Source organism: Marinococcus sp. LNHM5E3-2.1, from assembly GCF_056034365.1.
Window position 1 is genome coordinate 1 of sequence record NZ_JBQLIB010000020.1, and the last position, 19,058, is coordinate 19,058.

At 47.7% G+C, this 19,058-nt stretch carries 17 protein-coding genes and 1 riboswitch; of the genes, 4 read left to right on the top strand and 13 right to left on the bottom strand.

Going from position 1 to position 19,058, the window contains the following annotated elements; genetic code table 11:
- Window positions 1-237: 237 nt before the first annotated feature.
- A complete protein-coding gene (locus ACTRXH_RS15065) occupies window positions 238-1,620 on the bottom strand; it encodes a DUF2254 domain-containing protein (protein ID WP_474263881.1) in 1,383 nt (460 codons plus the stop codon).
- Between the two features lie 187 nt (window positions 1,621-1,807).
- The gene (locus tag ACTRXH_RS15070; protein ID WP_474263883.1) at window positions 1,808-2,260 is read right to left on the bottom strand and encodes a universal stress protein; all 453 of its coding nucleotides are present in this window, start codon (window positions 2,258-2,260) and stop codon (window positions 1,808-1,810) included.
- 238 nt (window positions 2,261-2,498) lie between these two features.
- On the opposite strand from ACTRXH_RS15070, the gene ACTRXH_RS15075 reads away from it, so the two are divergent.
- Complete coding sequence (locus ACTRXH_RS15075; protein ID WP_474282841.1) at window positions 2,499-2,945, top strand: thiol-disulfide oxidoreductase DCC family protein; 447 nt, start codon at window positions 2,499-2,501, stop codon at window positions 2,943-2,945.
- Between the two features lie 64 nt (window positions 2,946-3,009).
- On the opposite strand, the gene ACTRXH_RS15080 is transcribed toward ACTRXH_RS15075, so the two are convergent.
- The 5 genes from ACTRXH_RS15080 to ACTRXH_RS15100 all read right to left on the bottom strand — a co-directional run bounded on the left by ACTRXH_RS15080 (window position 3,010) and on the right by ACTRXH_RS15100 (window position 9,556).
- On the bottom strand, window positions 3,010-3,993 hold the full coding sequence (locus ACTRXH_RS15080) for an aldo/keto reductase (RefSeq protein ID WP_474263888.1): 984 nt from the start codon (window positions 3,991-3,993) through the stop codon (window positions 3,010-3,012).
- A gap of 97 nt (window positions 3,994-4,090) precedes the next feature.
- A complete protein-coding gene (locus ACTRXH_RS15085) occupies window positions 4,091-5,911 on the bottom strand; it encodes a UbiD family decarboxylase (protein ID WP_474282843.1) in 1,821 nt (606 codons plus the stop codon).
- Window positions 5,912-6,013: 102 nt separating this feature from the next.
- A complete protein-coding gene (locus ACTRXH_RS15090) occupies window positions 6,014-6,946 on the bottom strand; it encodes a DMT family transporter (protein WP_474282845.1) in 933 nt (310 codons plus the stop codon).
- Window positions 6,947-7,094: 148 nt separating this feature from the next.
- Window positions 7,095-8,003 (bottom strand): proline dehydrogenase family protein, encoded by a 909-nt coding sequence (locus tag ACTRXH_RS15095; protein ID WP_474282847.1) that lies wholly within the window; start codon window positions 8,001-8,003, stop codon window positions 7,095-7,097.
- Between the two features lie 149 nt (window positions 8,004-8,152).
- Complete coding sequence (locus ACTRXH_RS15100) at window positions 8,153-9,556, bottom strand: sigma-54 interaction domain-containing protein (RefSeq protein ID WP_474263897.1); 1,404 nt, start codon at window positions 9,554-9,556, stop codon at window positions 8,153-8,155.
- Window positions 9,557-9,920: 364 nt separating this feature from the next.
- Between ACTRXH_RS15100 and putP the strand changes: the two genes are divergently transcribed.
- Window positions 9,921-11,402: a sodium/proline symporter PutP gene (gene putP / locus ACTRXH_RS15105; protein ID WP_474282849.1), complete on the top strand. Its 1,482-nt coding sequence runs from the start codon at window positions 9,921-9,923 to the stop codon at window positions 11,400-11,402.
- A gap of 51 nt (window positions 11,403-11,453) precedes the next feature.
- Here the strand turns inward: putP and metK are convergent, their stop codons facing one another.
- Both metK and ACTRXH_RS15115 read right to left on the bottom strand, forming a co-directional pair.
- Entirely contained in the window at window positions 11,454-12,668 is a 1,215-nt protein-coding gene (metK, locus tag ACTRXH_RS15110) for a methionine adenosyltransferase (RefSeq protein ID WP_322526294.1), read from the bottom strand.
- Between the two features lie 150 nt (window positions 12,669-12,818).
- Window positions 12,819-12,926, bottom strand: a riboswitch (SAM riboswitch).
- A 47-nt stretch (window positions 12,927-12,973) separates the two neighbouring features.
- Window positions 12,974-13,369 (bottom strand): thiol-disulfide oxidoreductase DCC family protein, encoded by a 396-nt coding sequence (locus ACTRXH_RS15115; protein ID WP_474263902.1) that lies wholly within the window; start codon window positions 13,367-13,369, stop codon window positions 12,974-12,976.
- 179 nt (window positions 13,370-13,548) lie between these two features.
- Here ACTRXH_RS15115 and pckA point away from each other — a divergent pair, with 179 nt between their 5' ends.
- Window positions 13,549-15,132 (top strand): phosphoenolpyruvate carboxykinase (ATP), encoded by a 1,584-nt coding sequence (gene pckA / locus ACTRXH_RS15120; protein WP_474282851.1) that lies wholly within the window; start codon window positions 13,549-13,551, stop codon window positions 15,130-15,132.
- Window positions 15,133-15,214: 82 nt separating this feature from the next.
- Here pckA and ytkD read toward each other — a convergent pair whose 3' ends face one another.
- The 4 genes from ytkD to ACTRXH_RS15140 all read right to left on the bottom strand — a co-directional run bounded on the left by ytkD (window position 15,215) and on the right by ACTRXH_RS15140 (window position 18,273).
- The gene (ytkD, locus tag ACTRXH_RS15125; RefSeq protein ID WP_474263906.1) at window positions 15,215-15,706 is read right to left on the bottom strand and encodes an RNA deprotection pyrophosphohydrolase; all 492 of its coding nucleotides are present in this window, start codon (window positions 15,704-15,706) and stop codon (window positions 15,215-15,217) included.
- Between the two features lie 57 nt (window positions 15,707-15,763).
- On the bottom strand, window positions 15,764-16,234 hold the full coding sequence (locus ACTRXH_RS15130) for a YwpF family protein (protein WP_322526298.1): 471 nt from the start codon (window positions 16,232-16,234) through the stop codon (window positions 15,764-15,766).
- The gene (locus ACTRXH_RS15135; protein ID WP_474282853.1) at window positions 16,231-17,418 is read right to left on the bottom strand and encodes a MalY/PatB family protein; all 1,188 of its coding nucleotides are present in this window, start codon (window positions 17,416-17,418) and stop codon (window positions 16,231-16,233) included. Before ACTRXH_RS15135 ends, ACTRXH_RS15130 begins: the two co-directional genes overlap by 4 nt.
- A gap of 90 nt (window positions 17,419-17,508) precedes the next feature.
- Entirely contained in the window at window positions 17,509-18,273 is a 765-nt protein-coding gene (locus tag ACTRXH_RS15140) for a C40 family peptidase (protein ID WP_474282855.1), read from the bottom strand.
- A gap of 84 nt (window positions 18,274-18,357) precedes the next feature.
- On the opposite strand from ACTRXH_RS15140, the gene ACTRXH_RS15145 reads away from it, so the two are divergent.
- Window positions 18,358-18,897, top strand: coding sequence for a dihydrofolate reductase family protein (locus ACTRXH_RS15145; protein WP_474282857.1), 540 nt, complete (start codon window positions 18,358-18,360; stop codon window positions 18,895-18,897).
- Window positions 18,898-19,058: the final 161 nt, after the last annotated feature.

Genomic DNA, 19,058 nt, shown 5'->3' on the forward strand with positions numbered 1-19,058 from the left:
AACAAGCTCGTCGATCCGTTCAGCGGCCAGGAGCCGCGTCCGGAATTTCTGGCCAACCGCCAGGATACTTCCGCGATTGAACCAACCTCGGAATCCCTTACAGAAGGCACAAAATCTTTTAAGTAATCTTCAAACCCCTCCCGGGCCGCAAATGCGGCCCGGTTTTTTTGTTTCTTTGCCGGCTTTACAGTACAAAAAAACCGACCCAGTCATTTTTGCTGACGGATCGGCTTCGGTTTATCCTTTTTCTTGTTTTCTGCGCTCTACCAGTTTCTTTTCCAGTAAATCTTTTTCTACAAAATCATCAATCATTTCGTAAAATTTACCTTTATCATTCACCGATCCTGAAAGCTGCTCCAAATGGTTCATAAACGTGATTTGGTCATAATCCTGTGGAAGCTTTCCGGAATAATTGCGGGCAATGCTTTTGCCGTAATGCCAGCAGCAGTTTTTGTCCTTGGTTTCCAGGGCTTTTGATAAAATGACCAACGCTTCAAGGAGCGTCAAAGTTACGCCGGGCTTTTCTTCTGCATAAGAGGCAATGTAGGTGAAAGCGGAATATACGTAATATGAAAACTGTTCGTCTTTCATAATCAACCGGAGCGTATCGTTATCGTCGGTTAAATAAGAAGTAAAGCGGGTCACCTTGGAAATGGAAAATATGAGGTCCGTAAGCTGATAGATAGCGTCCTGCGCTGTCATTGGTTCGTCGTTTCCAAGCGCTTTAATCGCAATTTCGGTCAACTTCCGGATCCCAAATTCGATATCCTGAACTTCTGTTTTACTTTTCCCGAGATACATCAGGTTACGGTACTTTTTTTCATTCACCGGCAGATCCGGCTCTTCATTTGTCTTCCAATAAGAAAAAATAGGAATGCCTTCAAGCACAAAATCTCCAATCCGGCGATCCAGCCGTACTACAATGCCGTCTTTGGCTGCTTCTTTCACGATTTTGCCAAAATCAATAACCTGGATAAAGCCCGTCGTTTCACTTGCAACAATATAAGGCTCTCCTTCTGTTTCCGGCTCACGCACCTCGTTTTTATTCTTAGCGCGGTGTGCTTCAAGATCATAAAGCAGCGTATTGAGAATCCGCTGCTGTGATTCTTCTTTCATGTTCGTCGTAATGCTTGGCACCTGCATCCATTTCGTTGCATGGTTGATAAACAAAATGAAGTTTATTACCGACACGGCTGTAGCTAATACGCCGAGTACGGGAAATACTGTGTACTGGTCCATCGAGGAATTCAAGAAGAAAAATCCGATGAGCAGGAAAAAGAAACATAAATTAAAGATACCGATAGAATGCTGGGTTCTTCGGTCAGAGATAAAATTAAACAAAACCCGTGGTGTAAACTGTCCGGAAAAGCTCGTCAAAACGACGAGTATTGAGTTAAACGTAAAGGCGTTTAACGTGAGTACGCCCGAGAGCAGCGTACTGTACATTGTCTGGGTTAATGAATACCCTGTTGATAGGATTGGTGCCATGGCGAATGCAGGCTCGAGCCCGAATTCCACGTAGTAGGCGCCAATGGCTAAAAGCACGGCCAGAATGATATAAATGGCCGGGAGCACCCAAAGACTTGATCGGAGTTCGTACCACCGCTGTCTTGAGGACATACTTTTAATCTGCCGTAATTTTTTAGGCATTAGCTGCTGTAAATAATATTTCAATTCGTTCACCTTTTCTATTGCTTTAATCTGTTGGCAGCATTATCCGCTGTGGAAAATTCCCATACATGGAGCCTTCCCCCGCGCAAGCGGGAAGAAGGCTCTGAAGCAGTTATGCTGCTTTAGTTATTAGCGTTTATTTTTTTACTGCTTCTTTGGTCGATATGACCTTCACGTCACATTTTGCTTTTTTCTGAATGGCTTTAGCTGTGTTACCGAGAAACAGCCGGTCCACTTTAGACGATCCAGTCTCGCCGATAACAATCATGTCGATATTATATTTTTCACACAGATTTTCCATTTCTTTTTTTGGAATTCCTACCTCAAGAACGGTTTCCACGTCTTTGACCCCGTTCTGCTCTGCCATTTCTTTATAAGCCTTCAAGCGTGATTCCGCCTGGTTTTTCAACCTTCCGAAGCCATGCGGGTCCATACGCTCCAGGGAAGCATATCCATTTTTGTCCATAACAAATGCAATGATCAGCGTCGCATTGTTTTCCTCCGCCAGTTCCTTTGCTTTATAAAATGCATCATTGGACGCGCCTTCGAGAGCTTCTACTCCTACGAGTATACGATTAATTTGTGCCAATTTCATCTTTCCTTTCTTATTTTAAATTGCCTGTTTCAGCCTTCTGCTTAAACTTTCGTAAAATAGCCCGTACCTGCTCTGTTTTTCGCCGTTTGACCCTGCTGTTCGTCTAAAAAAATATAAAAAGCCAGAAAAAGAACGATTATCCTTTTTCTGGCTTATGTTCTGGCTTTTATATCCATCCATTTCCGCCGCATATGAAATTGTCGCCCTGCCACACCCGGACGTTTTTGTTTTTATGGCGTTACTGGGAAAATACCCGTACAATATACGTGTTAAACGTTCACAGATTCATGTGTTTGAAATTCTTTCAAAGGACAGATGCTTTATCCATTACTTATTTTTCGACAAATACTGCCCGCCCTGTCGTGCAGCCGTACGTATTTTTCAATTTTTTGATCTGTACGGCCGCTGCCAGTGGGTTCCCATTCAGGAAGCCCGGCTTCTTCCTGAAGACTATCCTTATCTATCCTCAAGAAATGCGGCCCACGAGCTGCACATGTGCACAGATCAAGGAGTGGTGCTTCATGGTTTTTATGCCTTACGCCGGCTGCTGCTTGCTATTCCGCTCAGCTTTCTTCCAGGTGTTCTTCTCTACCTCCCTTACGCTGATCGTATCGGAGTGCCGCTGTACAGCCTGGTCTCCAAAAGCCGTCTAAAGCACATCTCTTTTAAGAATAGTTAGCAGCCTGCACATACAGAAAAAGCCCATCTCTCCGGATACACCTGGAGGGATGGGCCTGCTTTTATTACCGGTTCACCGTCTTCATTCCTTCTTCATGATACCGCATACCTGCGGCAGCGCCTTTAGGAGCAATGTCATCAATCGCTTTCATATCGGAATCCGTAAGCGTTACCTGCAGACTGTTAATATTTTCTTCCAGGTACGTGCGCCGCTTTGTCCCCGGAATTGGCACTACCCCCTGCTCCCTCAACCAGGCAAGGGCCAGCTGGGAGGCTGTACATTTCTTTTCTTCAGCTAATTCCTTCATTTTATCCACGAGCTCAAGGTTCTTATTGAAATTTTCTCCCTGAAACCTTGGAGAAAAGCGGCGGAAATCATCTTCTTCCAGATCCTCAAACTGCTTGATCTGTCCGGTTAGAAACCCGCGCCCGAGCGGGCTGTAAGCTACAAAGGAAATTCCAAGGTCTTTGCAAAGAGGCAGAATTTCATCCTCCACGTCCCGGCTCCATAACGAATATTCTGTCTGCAGAGCTGTAATCGGATGCGTGCCATGAGCCCTGCGAATCGTTTCAGGAGCTGCTTCTGACAACCCCAGGTACCGGACTTTTCCGGCATCTACGAGTTCCTTCATCGCACCTACGGTTTCTTCAATAGGTACATCAGGGTCCACCCGGTGCTGATAATACAAATCAATGGTATCAATACCGAGCCGCTTCAGGCTGGCATCGCATGCCTGCTTAACGTATTCCGGGCGACCATTTACTTCGCCTGTCAGTTCACCTTTATTGCTGTAGACGTTCCCGAATTTTGTGGCAAGCACTACCTCTTCCCGCCGGTTTTGGATAGCCTCACCCACCAGGCGTTCATTTGTCATGGGGCCGTACATATCAGCCGTATCGAGAAAGTTAATGCCGTGGTCAAGCGCTGTGTGTATCGTTTTCTTCGATTCTTCATCGTTTAATTTGCCATAAAAAGCGGACATTCCCATACATCCCAAACCGATAGGAGACACATGCAGGTCACTGTTGCCAAGCTGCCGTTTTTCCATTACAGGTATTCATCCCTTCTGGATTGTTGACTCTGCTTTTTCAAACAGGTGTCCTTCTGTTCACGCTTCTGTTCCATTTTAAACATTTTTCAGCAGACTATTTTTTTCTTAAGTCAATTCGTTCCATCAGGCTGTCCACCCGGCGCTCCACATTTTCATCTGGAAGCAGCGGCGGTGCATGATGTGGCTTGATGCGGGCATCGATGATCAGACTGTCGCATCCCCAGTGCTTGTTTTCATAAAAGCTGTTCACGCCATGGATATCGTGGGAAGGATTGCTGCGCGTAAAAACGGCCCACAGGAAATTTCGCATCGTATCACTGACAAAGCTGCTGTCATCGCAGATGATAATCATCGGCGTTTCTTTAACATCCCATTTCTGATCGAGGCTCGAAGCGAAAACAGCTATTTCTTCAGCTGCCTGTTTGTAACTGGAAAATTCCGGTGCTTCCACCGCAATTACGCCCGGCATGACAAGCCTGGGAGAATGAATCGGACTGTCAGCCGGAAAGCCGTCCGGCACGCGTTGACAAAGATCCCGCTTCACATCCCCATAAGCTGCGATAACTACCTTGCTTCCCTCATTCAGCCCTTCTCCGCTGTAATCAAGCGTATCGATCGTCGTTTTAGTCTGAAAGTGAAGATCGCGGCGCAGATTAATCCGCTCAAGCATGTACGTGAAAAAATCCTCCTCCTGATGCGTATCGAGCTCTCTTTCCTGTTCCGCTGTGATAAATAAATATTTGGCTAGACTTAACTGGCCTGTGCCGAGAATACGATTGGCGATTGTCAACAGCTCTGCCGGCTGCTTTACGCTTTGAAACGGCGTATACCGCTCACTGCCAATTGCGAGCAGCAGTGGATGCACCCCTGCAGCGTCTACTGCGTGTACTTCTTTGACTCCAGTAATTTCCTGCTTGATCGCTTCCCCTGTCATTTCATGGATCACTGCACCAAACGACGTGTCCTCCTGCGGCGGCCGCCCGACGACAGTAAAGGGGAGGATAGCTTTATCTTTGGCATACACCTTATGAACCTTCATGACCGGGAAATCATGCGTCAGGCTGTAATAGCCCAAATGATCGCCAAACGGGCCTTCTGGCTTCGTGTCTTCCGGATAAATATCGCCGGTAATAACAAAATCGGCATCTTGGTTAATACAGTAGCCGTCTTCGTAGCTGTACTGAAAACGACGCCCGGACAGCATGCCGGCAAACATCATTTCACTCAGCCCTTCCGGAAGCGGCATCACCGCTGAAATAGTATGAGCGGGGGGCCCGCCGAGAAAAATACTGACCTTTAAAGGCTCTCCCTTGGCTACGGCCTTCGCCTGATGCACACCAATTCCCCGCTGAATCTGGTAATGCAGGCCCACCTCTTCATCGGGGACAAAGTCATTTCCGCTAAGCTGTACCCGGTACATGCCGAGGTTGGCATTCATCGGTCCCGATTTTTCCGGGTCTTCTGTATACACCTGTGGCAGGGTGAGAAACGCGCCGCCATCCCGCGGCCAGTGCTGAATCATCGGCAGGTCACTGATGCTGACTTCCCGAAAGTCTTCCGCCCCGCCTTTCTTTTTCTTCGGAAGTGCTTTTACTGCCGCCAGGCCGCTCGTCATATTACGGAGCGGATGCTTCAGTGCCTGTACCGGATCATTTCTCATCGTGATAACATTTTGAACCTGCTTCCAGTTTTTCCGAAAAATGAATTTGCTGCGTTCAACCGTGCCAAATAAATTAGAAACAGCCTGAAACGGGCTTCCTTTTACATTTTCAAATAAAATGGCCGGCCCTTCCTGTTCATAGAACCTTAAATGAATGGAAGCCATCTCCAGGAAGGGATCGACTTCTTCCTTGATTCGTACTAAATGGCCGTGCTTTTCAAGATCTTCTACGCATTCGTTGAGGTTTTGATACATATGCAGCTTTCCATCCTTCCGAATTGTATTTCACTTTCTCTACTTATTTTAGTACATTTTCCCTTCAGGCTGTGTTTATTTACCCTTTACCTTCTGTTTTCTTTACACCGGCGCAGGCTTTGCCCGCTGCTTTTGCGGCAGTGACAAATAAACGACCATGCCAAGTATCAGGCACGTGCCCACGCTCTGATAGAAACCAAACGGTACGTGCAGCCACCATACCGAAGCCAGAATAGCGGCAAGAGGCTCCAGGCATCCCAAAATACTTGTTTCCTGCGGCTTTAAATATTTCAGACTTTCCAGATAAAACCAAAAAGCAATCATAGTGCCGAAAATAACGACAAAAATTACGCTCCCGGCCATGCGCCATGTCCAGCTCTCCCATGCGGCGTCCCACGGGGCATGCAAAAAACTTACAGCTGCTCCTCCAACAGTCATCGCCCACCCGATTACATTCATAGAGCCCCACGCTGCCAAAAGAGGGCCTGCGTAAAGAGTATAAAAGGCAAGCGCCACCCCGGAAAGAATACCCCAGACTACTGCTTCCGGCGGCACAGATAATTCGGCCAGCTCTCCATTTGTCAGCAGCAGAAACGTGCCGGCAAGTCCCATCAGCACAGCGCCCGCGTCCCGTATATTCCAATATGTATGCCGGACGGCAAGCAGGTAAGCAAGAATGAACACTGGAGCCAAATATTGCAGCAGTGTGGCCACGGCTGCGTTTCCGCTTTCAATGGAAGCCATGTATGTATACTGAACAGCGAGCATGCCGAATAAACCAAATATAAGCACCGCTCCTGCGCTCTTTTTCTGCTTCCAGATCCCGGTTACTTTTTCTTTATTTCCAAGCATTAAAGAAATAGTTAACAGAAGGATGCCGGAAAGAAGCAGTCTGACAGCCACCAGCCATTCCACAGGCAGGCGGTGAGTTTCAAAAATATACTGCGATACTGTTCCTCCAATACCCCAGAGGGAGGCTCCGCTTATCACCAGTAAAAAGCCTGCTGTCCGTCGTTTCTGTACTGTCTGCATCATCGGTTTCCTTTCTGTTTCCAGTTTCAGCTGCGTGTCACCTCCATTATACGCAAAAAGCACTGCATGATTAAACTGTTGCCTTAAGGTTTTCTGCCTGTCTGGATACCAAAACGCCGCCCCTTTTCAGGAGCGGCGCAGCATGAACCTTTTATTTCGTAATCATTCCTTTAGCCACGGATACAAGGTTTTGCGGGCGTTCCGCCAGTCTTCTCATAAAATAACCGTACCATTCTTTGCCAAAGGGCACGTAGACTCTGACATTGTAGCCTTCCTGCACGAGCTGCAGCTGCAGTTCTGTTCGAAAGCCATACAGCATTTGAAATTCAAATGTGTCGTAAGCTATACCCTGGTCTTCCACAAACAGCTTAACCGCGTTAATAATCCGGTGATCATGTGTCCCAATAGCCGTAAAACCTTCCTGAAGCAAATGTTTTTGAATCATCAGAAAATAATTGGCGTCAATTTCATGCTTGTCTTTGAATGCAACCTCTTCCTTTTCCTGATAAGCCCCTTTTACAATCCGAAGAGGCACCCCGGCAAGGCTGTCGAGATCCTCAAGCCCCCGCCGTAAATACCCCTGTAGGACCGTGCCTACATTATCATATTCCTTTCGGAGCGTTTTCAGTACATTCAGCGTCTTTTCATAACGGGAATAGTCTTCCATGTCGATGTTTACGAAATTTTGTTTTTCCTTGGCCGCCTGCAGAATCTCTTTCATATTTTCTGTACAATAGTCTGTATCTATATCAAGACCAAGCTTCGTCAGCTTTACTGTCAGTTCTGACTGTACGTTTTTCGCATAGACGCTCTCAATAATCTCGATAGTTTTCTGCTTGGCTTCTTCCACCTCTGATTTTTCCGTTATAAATTCCCCAAGATGGTCAATAGTCGCCATCAGGCCCTGCTCGTTCATCGATTGAATGGTTGTTAATGCTTCATCAATATCTTCCCCAGCCACTACTTTTGAAGCCCCGAGGTGAATGCCCCACTTTTTGGCGCCCTTTGTCAGCGTCTTATTCTGGGAAAGAAATATAAAAAACGAACGTGAAATTGTCATAGGTGCACCCTCCTGATCTTTTCAGTACTGCCCTATACTGTTGCAAAATACGTGCCAACATGGCTGCACCGGTATCCGCAGGGGTTTCCGTAAAAAAGAAAAAGCCTGTCCGTCAAAACCGCAAGAAATTTTGCGCTTTATGCAAAAAATTATAAATGAAATTTACTCATCCGGTACTGCAGACTCTGCCGGCTGATGCCAAGCTCTTTGGCTGCCTGCATGACGTTACCGCCGCTTTGGTTCAGCGCATCTTTAATCAAAGCAAATTCCATTTCAAGCAGACGTTCCTTTAAACTTCCTTCGCGGCTGCTTATTCCAGCCGGCCCGCCTTTCTCTATCTCCCCTGTTTCCAGAAGATCGGTGCGTTTGCGGAAATGGTCCGGCAGGTGGCTTTCTTCGATCATTTCTTCATCAAGCATTAAATTCATTGCTCCCTCGATGACGTGTTCAAGCTCCCGGATGTTTCCCGGCCAATGATAAGACTCCAGCCTCGCTTTCACCGCAGGTGAGACACGATTAACGTCCATTTGAAAAACACGGTTGTACTTTTCCAGAAAGGTTTCCACCAGCGGCTCGATATCTGTTTTTCTTTCCCGCAGCGAAGGGACATACAGCGTAACAACGCCAATACGGTAAAAAAGATCCTCACGAAGTTCGTTGTTTTGAATAGCCTCTGCCGGCTCTTTGTTCATCGTGGCGATAATGCGGACATTGATGGACTGCTCTTTGTGCGATCCTAAACGGGTGACCTTTTTTTCCTGCAGAACTCGCAGAAGCTTTGCCTGCAGTGCCACCGGAAGCGAATTAATTTCATCGAGCAGAAGCGTGCCGCCCTCTGCTTTTTCGAACAGCCCCGCCCGTTCGGATGCCCCTGTAAAAGCTCCTTTTACCGTCCCAAACAAAATGCCCTCAATCAGCGTTTCCGGAAGAGCAGCGCAGTTCTGTGATACAAACGGCTGGCCGGCCCGCTCGCTTTCACTGTGAATGCTCTGGGCAAACAATTCCTTCCCCGTGCCCGTTTCTCCTACAATTAACACCGAAGACGACGTTCTCATTGCCCGCTTCGCGTTCTGCACCACCCCTGTGATTTCAGCCGAATGCCCGATAATCTGGTCAAATGTAAAAAGCCCGCTGTCGGTTTTTTTCTGGTTTTCCCGGACCAGCTTTTCCATGCGGGTAACGTCCTTTGCGATCTCGGCTGCTGCGACAATCCGTCCCCCAGAATAAATCGGAAAAATTTCGTTGATAGTCGTGATGTTTTTCCCGCGGCTCGTTGTATAATGCTGTTTTTTTTCTCTCGTTTCCACTCCCTGTTTGATAGCCTGGAGCAGTCTGCTGTCACGTTCATGCTCGAAAAGGAAAACGTCCATCATACCTTTATTATTAAAATCTTCGTATGTCATGGACTCAATTTCACGCATTTTGTCATTATAAATAATCAGGTTTTCATCTGCATCAATAACACGGATCCCCTGATCCATTTTTACCATTAAATGATCAAACACATCGTTCAGCTCAGGATAGGATAACGAATTCGTACCTTGATATACCATGGACCCACCCTCTTTGTAATTTATTCTTGCTCTGATTTTATCATGAAGTGCGAAGTCTCCGTACGCAAAATCCCAAAACTTAGGAATGCAAAATTTTGCACCTTTAATCTCTTAATTTTTCTATTTGCGCTTCTATCCACCGAAATATTCAATTATAATGGACGTCTCCGCCGGTTTTGTTAAGGGCTTTTGAAGTTAAGAATATTGGCACTATTCTTGCAACATATAAAAGTACATTCAAGGGGAGGTGTACTGAATGGAAGGAATAACATTATTCACATGGCTGCTCATATTAATACCTATGCCGGCTACTGTAGCTTTAGCAGCAATTAGTTATGTTAAATCAAAAAAGGAGACCACCTAAATGGATATTTCTGTACCAACAATTGTGACATTTATCGTTTACCTTGTTGTAATGCTTGGCATTGGTTTTTTATTCTATAAGCTGACCAATAACCTCTCGGATTACGTTTTAGGCGGAAGAAAATTAAACGGACCCGTAGCTGCGCTCAGTGCCGGTGCGTCTGACATGAGCAGCTGGCTTCTGCTCGGCCTGCCAGGGGCCATGTATCTGGGCGGGATGAGTGAGATATGGCTGCCGATCGGCCTTACCATTGGAGCTTATTTGAACTGGCAGTTTCAGGCAAGAAGACTGCGCAGGTATACAATCATCGCCAACGATTCAATTACGATACCCGACTTTCTTGAAAACCGCTTCCACGATAAAACAAAAGCACTGCGGATTGTTTCGGCATTATTTATACTTATTTTCTTTACTTTTTATACCTCTTCCGGACTGGTCGGGGGCGCTACCCTGTTTGTCAGTTCGTTCGGCCTTTCCTATCAGGCAGCTCTTTGGATCGGCGGCGCTGTTATTATTACGTATACGTTCCTCGGTGGATTTATGGCCGTCAGCTGGACTGACTTTATCCAGGGCATTCTGATGTTTCTGGCGCTCGTTGCTGTTCCGATCGCTGCCGTTATAGAAATTGGTGGATGGGGAAATTCTGTCCAGACCGTGGCATCCATTAATCCGGATGCGTTAAGTGCCTTTACGAATGTGAGTGTTATTTCTGTGGTCTCCCTGCTTGCCTGGGGGCTCGGGTACTTCGGCCAGCCGCATATCATTACGAGGTTTATGGCGATACGTTCCGAAAAAGAAATTCCGATGGCCCGGTTTGTAGGTATGAGCTGGATGGTTATTTCTCTTCTCGGTGCTATTTTTACAGGATTTATCGGTATTGCTTACTTCTCCGGCAACGCCCAGCTCGGAGAAGGGAATCAGGAAACCGTCTTTATTCTGTTTACCCAGGTACTTTTTAATCCGTGGGTGTCCGGCGTTCTTCTCGCAGCCATTCTCGCTGCTATTATGAGCACGGTGGACTCCCAGCTGCTTGTATCCTCCAGTGCCCTTGCGGAAGACTTTTATAAAGGGATGCTCCGCCCCAAAGCTTCTGACCGCGAGCTCGTCTGGGTCGGCCGGATTGGCGTTATCGTCATTGCCCTCGTCGCCCTGCTGCTCGCCTCCAACCCGGGAAGCACGGTACTTGAACTTGTAAGCTACGCGTGGGCCGGGTTCGGCGCAGTATTCGGGCCTGCAATGCTTTTCTCCTTATTCTGGCGCCGGACGAGCATGTGGGGTGTGCTTGCCGGGATGATCGCCGGCGGCACCACCGTAATTATCTGGGTTCAGCTTTCCGGAGGATTGTTTGATCTCTACGAAATTGTGCCAGGCTTCCTGATCAACGTCTTAATCATCATTGCCGTCAGCCTGCTTGGGCCGAAGCCTTCAGACAAAATTAAAACTGAATTTGATTCTGTCGGCACGTATACGGAGAAAAACTGAGCAAAAAAATACCCGCTTCCTGATATAGACAGGAGCGGGTATTTATTATATTTATTGCTGTTTTTCGGTGAATGCCTGTTCCTGAAGCGCTGCCGCTTTATCCGTGCGTTCCCAGGGCAGATCAACGTCATGACGTCCAAAGTGGCCGTAAGCGGCTGTCTGCCTGTAAATCGGCCGGCGGAGATCAAGCATTTTGATGATGCCTGCCGGCCGGAGGTCAAAGTTTTCATTGGCAAGCTTTACGAGCACCTCTTCTGATACTTTTCCCGTACCAAATGTAGCGATCGAAATGGAGACAGGCTGAGCTACTCCGATCGCGTACGCCAGCTGAACCTCGCATTTATCTGCAAGACCTGCTGCAATAATATTTTTGGCTACATACCGGGCTGCATACGAGGCGGAGCGGTCGACCTTTGTCGGATCTTTACCGGAAAACGCACCGCCGCCGTGACGGGCATAGCCTCCGTACGTATCAACAATGATTTTTCGTCCGGTAAGGCCGGCGTCCCCCTGCGGTCCGCCAATAACAAAGCGGCCGGTCGGGTTTATGAAATAGTTGGTTTTAGCGTCGAGAAGCTCTGCCGGCACTACCGGCTCGATAACGTATTTGTGCATATCCTCTTCAATCTGTGCAAGCGTTACGTCATCCGAATGCTGGGTGGAAATAACGATCGTTTCCACCCGGAGCGGCTTCCCGTCGTCTCCGTATTCCACGGTAACCTGCGTTTTTCCATCCGGACGCAGATACGAAAGATTGCCGTCCTTCCGGACTTTTGTTAACTGACTTGCCAGCTTGTGCGCAAGCGAGATCGGCAATGGCATGAGTTCATCGGTTTCATTATCTGCATACCCAAACATCAAGCCCTGGTCCCCCGCTCCGATCGATTCCAGTTCATCCTCGGTCATCGATCCTTCACGGGTTTCAAGCGCCTCATCAACGCCCTGGGCAATGTCGGCCGACTGCTCATCTATAGACGTCAAAACCGAGCACGTTTCGTAATCGAAGCCATATTTTGCCCGTGTATAACCGATGTCTTTCAAAGTTTCCCTGGCAATTTTAGGAATATCTACGTATGTAGATGTCGATATTTCTCCTGCCACTAATACGAGACCAGTATTTACTACTGTTTCCGCTGCCACCCGGGCATTCGGATCATCCTTTAAAATTGCATCCAAAATCGCATCGGAAATCTGATCACACACCTTGTCCGGGTGCCCTTCTGTAACAGATTCCGACGTAAATAAACGTCGTCCAATTGTAGACACGCTGCTGCCTCCTTTTTAACTGCCTGCTACGGTTGTACTCTCCCATTCTTCGGGTAGACGAAAAGAAAACGGCAGTAGGCCGTTGTGTACAAGAAAAGCCCCTTGTCCCAAAAATTGAGGGAAAAGGGGCTGTCAGTTCAGCTTTTTCGCCTCTTATCTTTCAAGGCATCTGTCTGCCTCTCCAGGTTAGCACCTTTCCGTTACCGGATGGTTGCTGGGCTTCTCAGGGACTGTCCCTCCACCTGCTCAGGATAAGAGTATCCGTTCGTACAAAATCTTAACGCAAACCCTATTTGATGTCAAACCTAGTGCCCTCCGCGCTGGCACGTTTTGTCATCGCAAAGGAAATGAAACCACTGATACCGATTTACAGAAACAGTATGATACAGCTTGCGGCCAAGCGTTTCTACTCCCGGCAGTAAAAATACTGCCTTCAGCGGCTTCAAAGCCGGAATAGTATAACATAATTTTTTCACCGTATAATAACCAGCGTATACGTACGTATTATCCTCTACACTGTGCATCTGCTCTTCAAGCGGCTCTCCCTTGAGCATCGGGTACTTTTCAAATAAATCCTCATCATATATAGGCTTCCATTTCACCCTGTTCGTCTTATCTATCGCCGAGAGATAAGTATGGAATCTGGTGCATAACGGACAATCACTATCATAGAATACAATAAATTCCGGTTGTTGTTCCATAGTTGTTCCCCTTTCATTACTTTCTTACATCTTTTCCCTCTTAGTCCTAAAAATATTCATGAACTTTTTTAACGAATAAGTATGTACTATTAAATTAAATGTGTTACACTATTTTATATTCTATCCATCATTTATGATGAATAAATCCAACTTCCCCCTCATTAAAGGAGTGATTGTTTATGAAGCCGCCGTTCGCTTCCAAACCCGAAACAAATCTATTGAATGAAGCGCACGTCCAATGGAATCTCTCTGTCCCTGCGCTTGTGAAGCGCTCGCTGGCTCTGCAGGAGGGCTCACTTACAGCAGAAGGTGCTCTTGCCGTGAAAACAGGCAAATACACCGGACGGTCTCCAAAAGATAAATATATTGTCGATGAGCCCGGCAGTTCTCCTTATATTGACTGGGGAAACGTAAACCAACCAATGTCCGAAGAAGTGTTTGAACGGCTTTATAAAAAAGTGACGGCTCATTTGAACAGCCGGAATGAAGTATTTGCAAGCGATGCCCTGGCCGGAGCTGATCCCGACTACCAGCTTCCTGTCCGGGTCATCACCTCCTGCGCCTGGCATCAATTGTTCGCCCGGCAGCTGTTTATCCGACCAGACGGAAGAGAAAATCCTTCTGCTCCGCCCTTTACGCTCATAGCTGCACCGGAATGCAAAGCAAATCCTGAGACAGACGGCACCTCGTCGGAAACATTTATCGTCATCAGTTTTGCGCAGCGCACAATTTTAATCGGCGGCACAGAATACGCCGGAGAAATGAAAAAATCAATCTTTTCTGTCATGAACTACCTGCTTCCTGAACAAAACGTACTGCCGATGCACTGCTCGGCAAACATCGGCAGTGATGGCGCAAGCGCTTTGTTTTTCGGTCTCTCCGGCACCGGAAAAACAACCCTTTCCGCAGATCCTTCCCGGCTTTTGGTCGGCGACGATGAACACGGGTGGTCCGAAAACGGCATTTTTAATATCGAAGGCGGATGCTACGCAAAATGCTCGAATCTGTCCAAACAGAAAGAACCACAGATCTGGAACGCTATCCGTTTTGGCGCTGTACTTGAAAACGTTGGGATAGACGATGCCAGTGGAAAAGTCGACTACACGGATACTCAGATCACGGAAAACACAAGGGCGGCTTATCCGATTGAACATGTCGATGGGATTGTTCCCTCCGGCACAGCCAGTCATCCTTCGGCGATCATTTTTTTAACTGCAGATGCATTCGGCGTTCTTCCGCCAATCAGCAGATTGACGAAGGAGCAGGCCATGTACCATTTCCTCAGCGGCTACACAAGCAAGCTCGCCGGCACGGAAAGAGGCGTCACTTCTCCGGAAGCAACCTTTTCCACCTGCTTTGGGGCACCGTTTCTTCCACGGCAGGCTTCTGTCTATGCAGAAATGCTCGGTGAAAAAATTGATGAACACAATGTGCCTGTCTTTCTGGTGAACACAGGATGGAGCGGCGGCGGTTACGGAGTCGGCAGCCGAATGGATCTTTCATACACCCGGGCTATGGTGCAGGCAGCCCTCAACGGAGAGCTGACTGATACAGCCACGGTCGAGGATCCTATTTTCGGACTGCATATCCCTGAGTCCTGCCCCGGAGTTCCCGAAGATATGCTTCAGCCGAAAAAAATGTGGGCAGAAGCCGGCGACTATGAGGTTCAGGCCCGCATGCTTGCCCGCAAGTTTGCGGAAAATTTCACGCGGTTTTACGACGTGCCTGCTTCTATCGCAGACGCGGGACCAACCCAGTTGTAGGAGCTATTTTTCATCGGCGTCAGGAGGATGCAATACGTCAAAAAGAAACCGGTGCCTGTTTATATGCAGGCATCGGTTCCTTTCATTTTAATGTAATATATCCTGCTTCCTCCGCATATTTCACACTACGGGGAAGCACTTCGTCTTTCATAATAAAGCTGTAGCCGGGATGGTCACGAATATTACTTGGAAGTGTTTCTATCAGCACCGGACCGTCTGTTTCCATATAATCCTCATGAGGAATCAGCGACTCCACCACAGCGATGTATATATTTTTTATTACGTCTTCACTCCGGCCAGCCACCTTGTACTGGCCGAGAGAGCGTATCACTTCAACCCGGCCTCCGGTTTCCTCATCAACCTCCCGTACAGCTGCTTCTTCGGGGGCTTCTCCCTCTTCGATCTTCCCGCCCGGAAACTCCAGCCCGCGCTGGGAGTGACGAGTGAGCAGCCACTTGCCGGCATATAAGCATATAACCCATACATGTCCCGGCTTGTCTGAAAATGGAGTGTCGTTTAACGCCAATTCCACTTCGTTATTGTAGTAGTCCCGGAATTTATAGCAGGTCGTCATATGGCCAGTTCCTCACACATACGTATCACTCCACTTCTATCATCTCTCCGGGGGCATTTATTTTTCCTGGCGGCTGTATAATCTTGCCGCCATTGCTTTAGACCAGGAGCGCTGATCGTTTTTTCGCTCGTGAAACTCTTCCATAAGTTGATCGCCTTCATACCCTTCGGTAATCAGCTCTTTCAATATCAGTTCGGTGATATTTTCATCTTTTCCAGCCATATACGCCTGGATTAAAACACCAAGAGAATGCTCGAGTCTCGTCGTTTTTTTCACAACTCCCCTCAAAAGCGCCGGGGCATTGTCAGGATGAGTGATGACCGCTTCCATCAGCATTTCCTCTTCGTGTCTTTCCCACTCGTGAATAATGTCTTCATATTCTGTAGGTATGACCGCATCAAGGAGCCATGATCTATCAGGCTCCTCCCGATTAATAATGAGCCCTTCTTTCATTTTTATCTCATGCATTTCAATCGCGTCACCGTCTTTTTGAAACAGGCTGAGGCGGACTAGACGGAACGTTTTCATGATTTACGGCCGGCGGCCTGAATTGTTCGTTCATATGCTTCTTTTAAGCGGCGTACGCCCTCATCGATATGCGTGCGTGGGCAGGCCACGTTAATGCGGACAAAGCCAGCACCTTCATCGCCAAAGATATGGCCGTCACTAAGAGCTACCCCTGCTTCTTTGCGCAGCCATTCCTCCAGCTCTTTTTTATCCATGCCAAGGTTCCGGAGATCAATCCAGACAAGATACGTCCCTTCCGGCTTAATAACGTGCGCTTCCGGGATTGCCGACTCCAGTTGATCCTTTAAATAATCAACGTTTTCCCGCAGATAAACGAGCAGTTCTTCCAGCCACTCGCTCCCATGCCGGTATGCGGCTTCCGCAGCTACTGTGGCGAACGGGTTGTCGATTCCGACAAAATTACGCTGCAGATGGGCTTCGTATGCTTTTTGTGAAGCTTTTTTCTCAAAAACCACATAGGACAGCTGCAGGGCTGCAAGATTAAAGGTTTTGCTCGGCGCCATGCAGGTGATGGTTTCCACATCATAACCATCCGCCGCCTTTGAAAATGGTACATGCACGCCGGAGAGAATAAGATCTGCGTGGATTTCATCAGATACCACCAGCACGTTGTATTTCTCTGCCAGAGCGGCGATCTGCTGCAGCTCTTCTTCGGTCCACACCCGGCCGATAGGGTTATGAGGGCTGCACAATAAAAGCATTTTCGCGCCGGCCTTCATCTGTTCTTCAAGGTTTTCCACATCAATAGTAAATCCTTCGTCTGTTTCTTTCAGCGGGTTCTTATACAGCGTTCGTTCATTATTATTTACTAGCATATAGAACGGGTAGTAGACCGGGGTCTGCAGAATAACGCCCTCACCTTTTTCCGTAAATGTCTGAATCAGATGACTGATCGCCGGCACTACGCCCGGGGTGAAGACAAGCTGCTCGTTACTTATATTCCAGTCATGGCGCGTGCGAATCCATTCGGTTGTCGCGTCCTTCAAAGATTCCGGACGACGGTGATAGCCGAAAATCCCGTGATCAACTACCTCCTGCATGGCATCAAGTACAGGCTGCGGTGCCTGAAAATCCATGTCCGCAACCCACATCGGCCAGAGCTCCGAAGAGCCGTAGCGTTCGGCCGCAAAGTCCCACTTCATTGAGTTTGTATTTTTCCGATTTAATACCTTGTTAAAATCCATGCTTAAAAAGCCTCCTCGTTTCATCTTCCCATGTCTATTCCGTTCTTTATTTTATCACTTTCTTTTTAGGAAGACGAATTCAAACGGCTTTTAAACGATGAATCTTTTTGACTCCACCACGGATTCCTTCCAGTAATCCGAAAAATCAGTATAGCCGACACCGTCGGATTCTGTGGCGTGAAACAGTGTTTCGTCAGAAATATACATACTTACATGATTAATACTGCCGTCTCCATTCGTATCGAAGAAAATCAGGTCTCCCCGCTTCCAGTCTTCTTCAGCAACATCCCGGCCTTCCTGCGCCTGATCCTCCGAGACCCTTGGAAGATCCACGTTTTCTTCAGCGTACATACGCTGCGTAAAGGAGGAACAGTCGAAATATTCGGTCGTAGCCTCAGACGCTCCCCATTTATACGGAACACCTGTAAACTCTTCCCCCTTCTCAATCACTCTGGCGATTCTTTCCTGGGCCGGGCTCCAAAGCTCAGCTGTATAGCGGTTTCCGGTCTCTTCTTCTTCGAATGCCAGTTCTTTCGCGGCTTCTTTCGCAGGAATATAAGATTCTCCCCTCCAATTGAACCAGGCGGGACTCTGTTCAAGCTCCCCCTCCCACGAAGCGCCGTTCACAGATAAACGCACGGCCCGGCCTTCTTGTTCCAGCTCCGCTCCGTATAAAGATGCGGCCGTTTCGGGACGAAGGTAGAGCTCTTCCTCTGCTTTTCCGCCCTCGATGTACCAGGCTTTGTCATTGCCATCGACAGTGGTGATTAAAACGTGCCGATCCGCCCAGTAACCCGCGCCACCTGCAATAACCATTGCTGCAGCAACACTTACCCACACCCAGTTTTTCTTCATGTTTTACCTCCTTCCCGTGCAATTGTTCTGATTGTTGTTTCTTTTCATGATAAAATAAACGTATTAACGGAGGGAGTAGTCGTAATGAAACCAACAATCCTGTTTATTGCCGCCAGTCTTGACGGCTATATCGCTGATGCAAAAGGAAATATTGACTGGCTGCTGAAAGCCGAAGGCAAGGGAGACAATGGCTACGATGAAATGTACCGGCGGGTGGACACGGTCGTAATGGGAAGAAAAACCTACGAAGACGTGCTCGTCTTAACAGATGCCTTTCCCTACAGCGACAAAGACTGCTATGTTTTTTCCACCAGCCGCACGGGCAACGACGGTTACGTCTCCTTTGTTCAAGGAAACGTGGCAGAATGGCTTCAAAACAAGCAGCAGGAGTCTGGAAGCGGCATATGGGTCATTGGGGGCGCAGACATTATAGATCCTCTCCTAGAAGCAGAACTGATCGATGAATATATTATTACCTTCACGCCCGATCTTTTAGGAAGCGGCGTCCCGTTGTTTAAGCAACGGACCGGGCAGCCAAAACGGCTTCATCTGCACGAAGTGAAGCGTTGGGGAGAACTGGCCCAGCTCCACTACAAACGGGCTGAAGATCTGCCCAGTCAGTAGTTTAGACCCATTCGCATCTATAGGTAAAAGCATCATTTTTTCTGAAAAGTGTGTACTTTTCTTACTCTTTAGGTAATAATAAGCATATAGAGTAGCATTCGTCCAATTTGTTGCTCTTATCCTATATTTCATTTTGCTCCTGCTGCCTGCAGGAGCCTTTT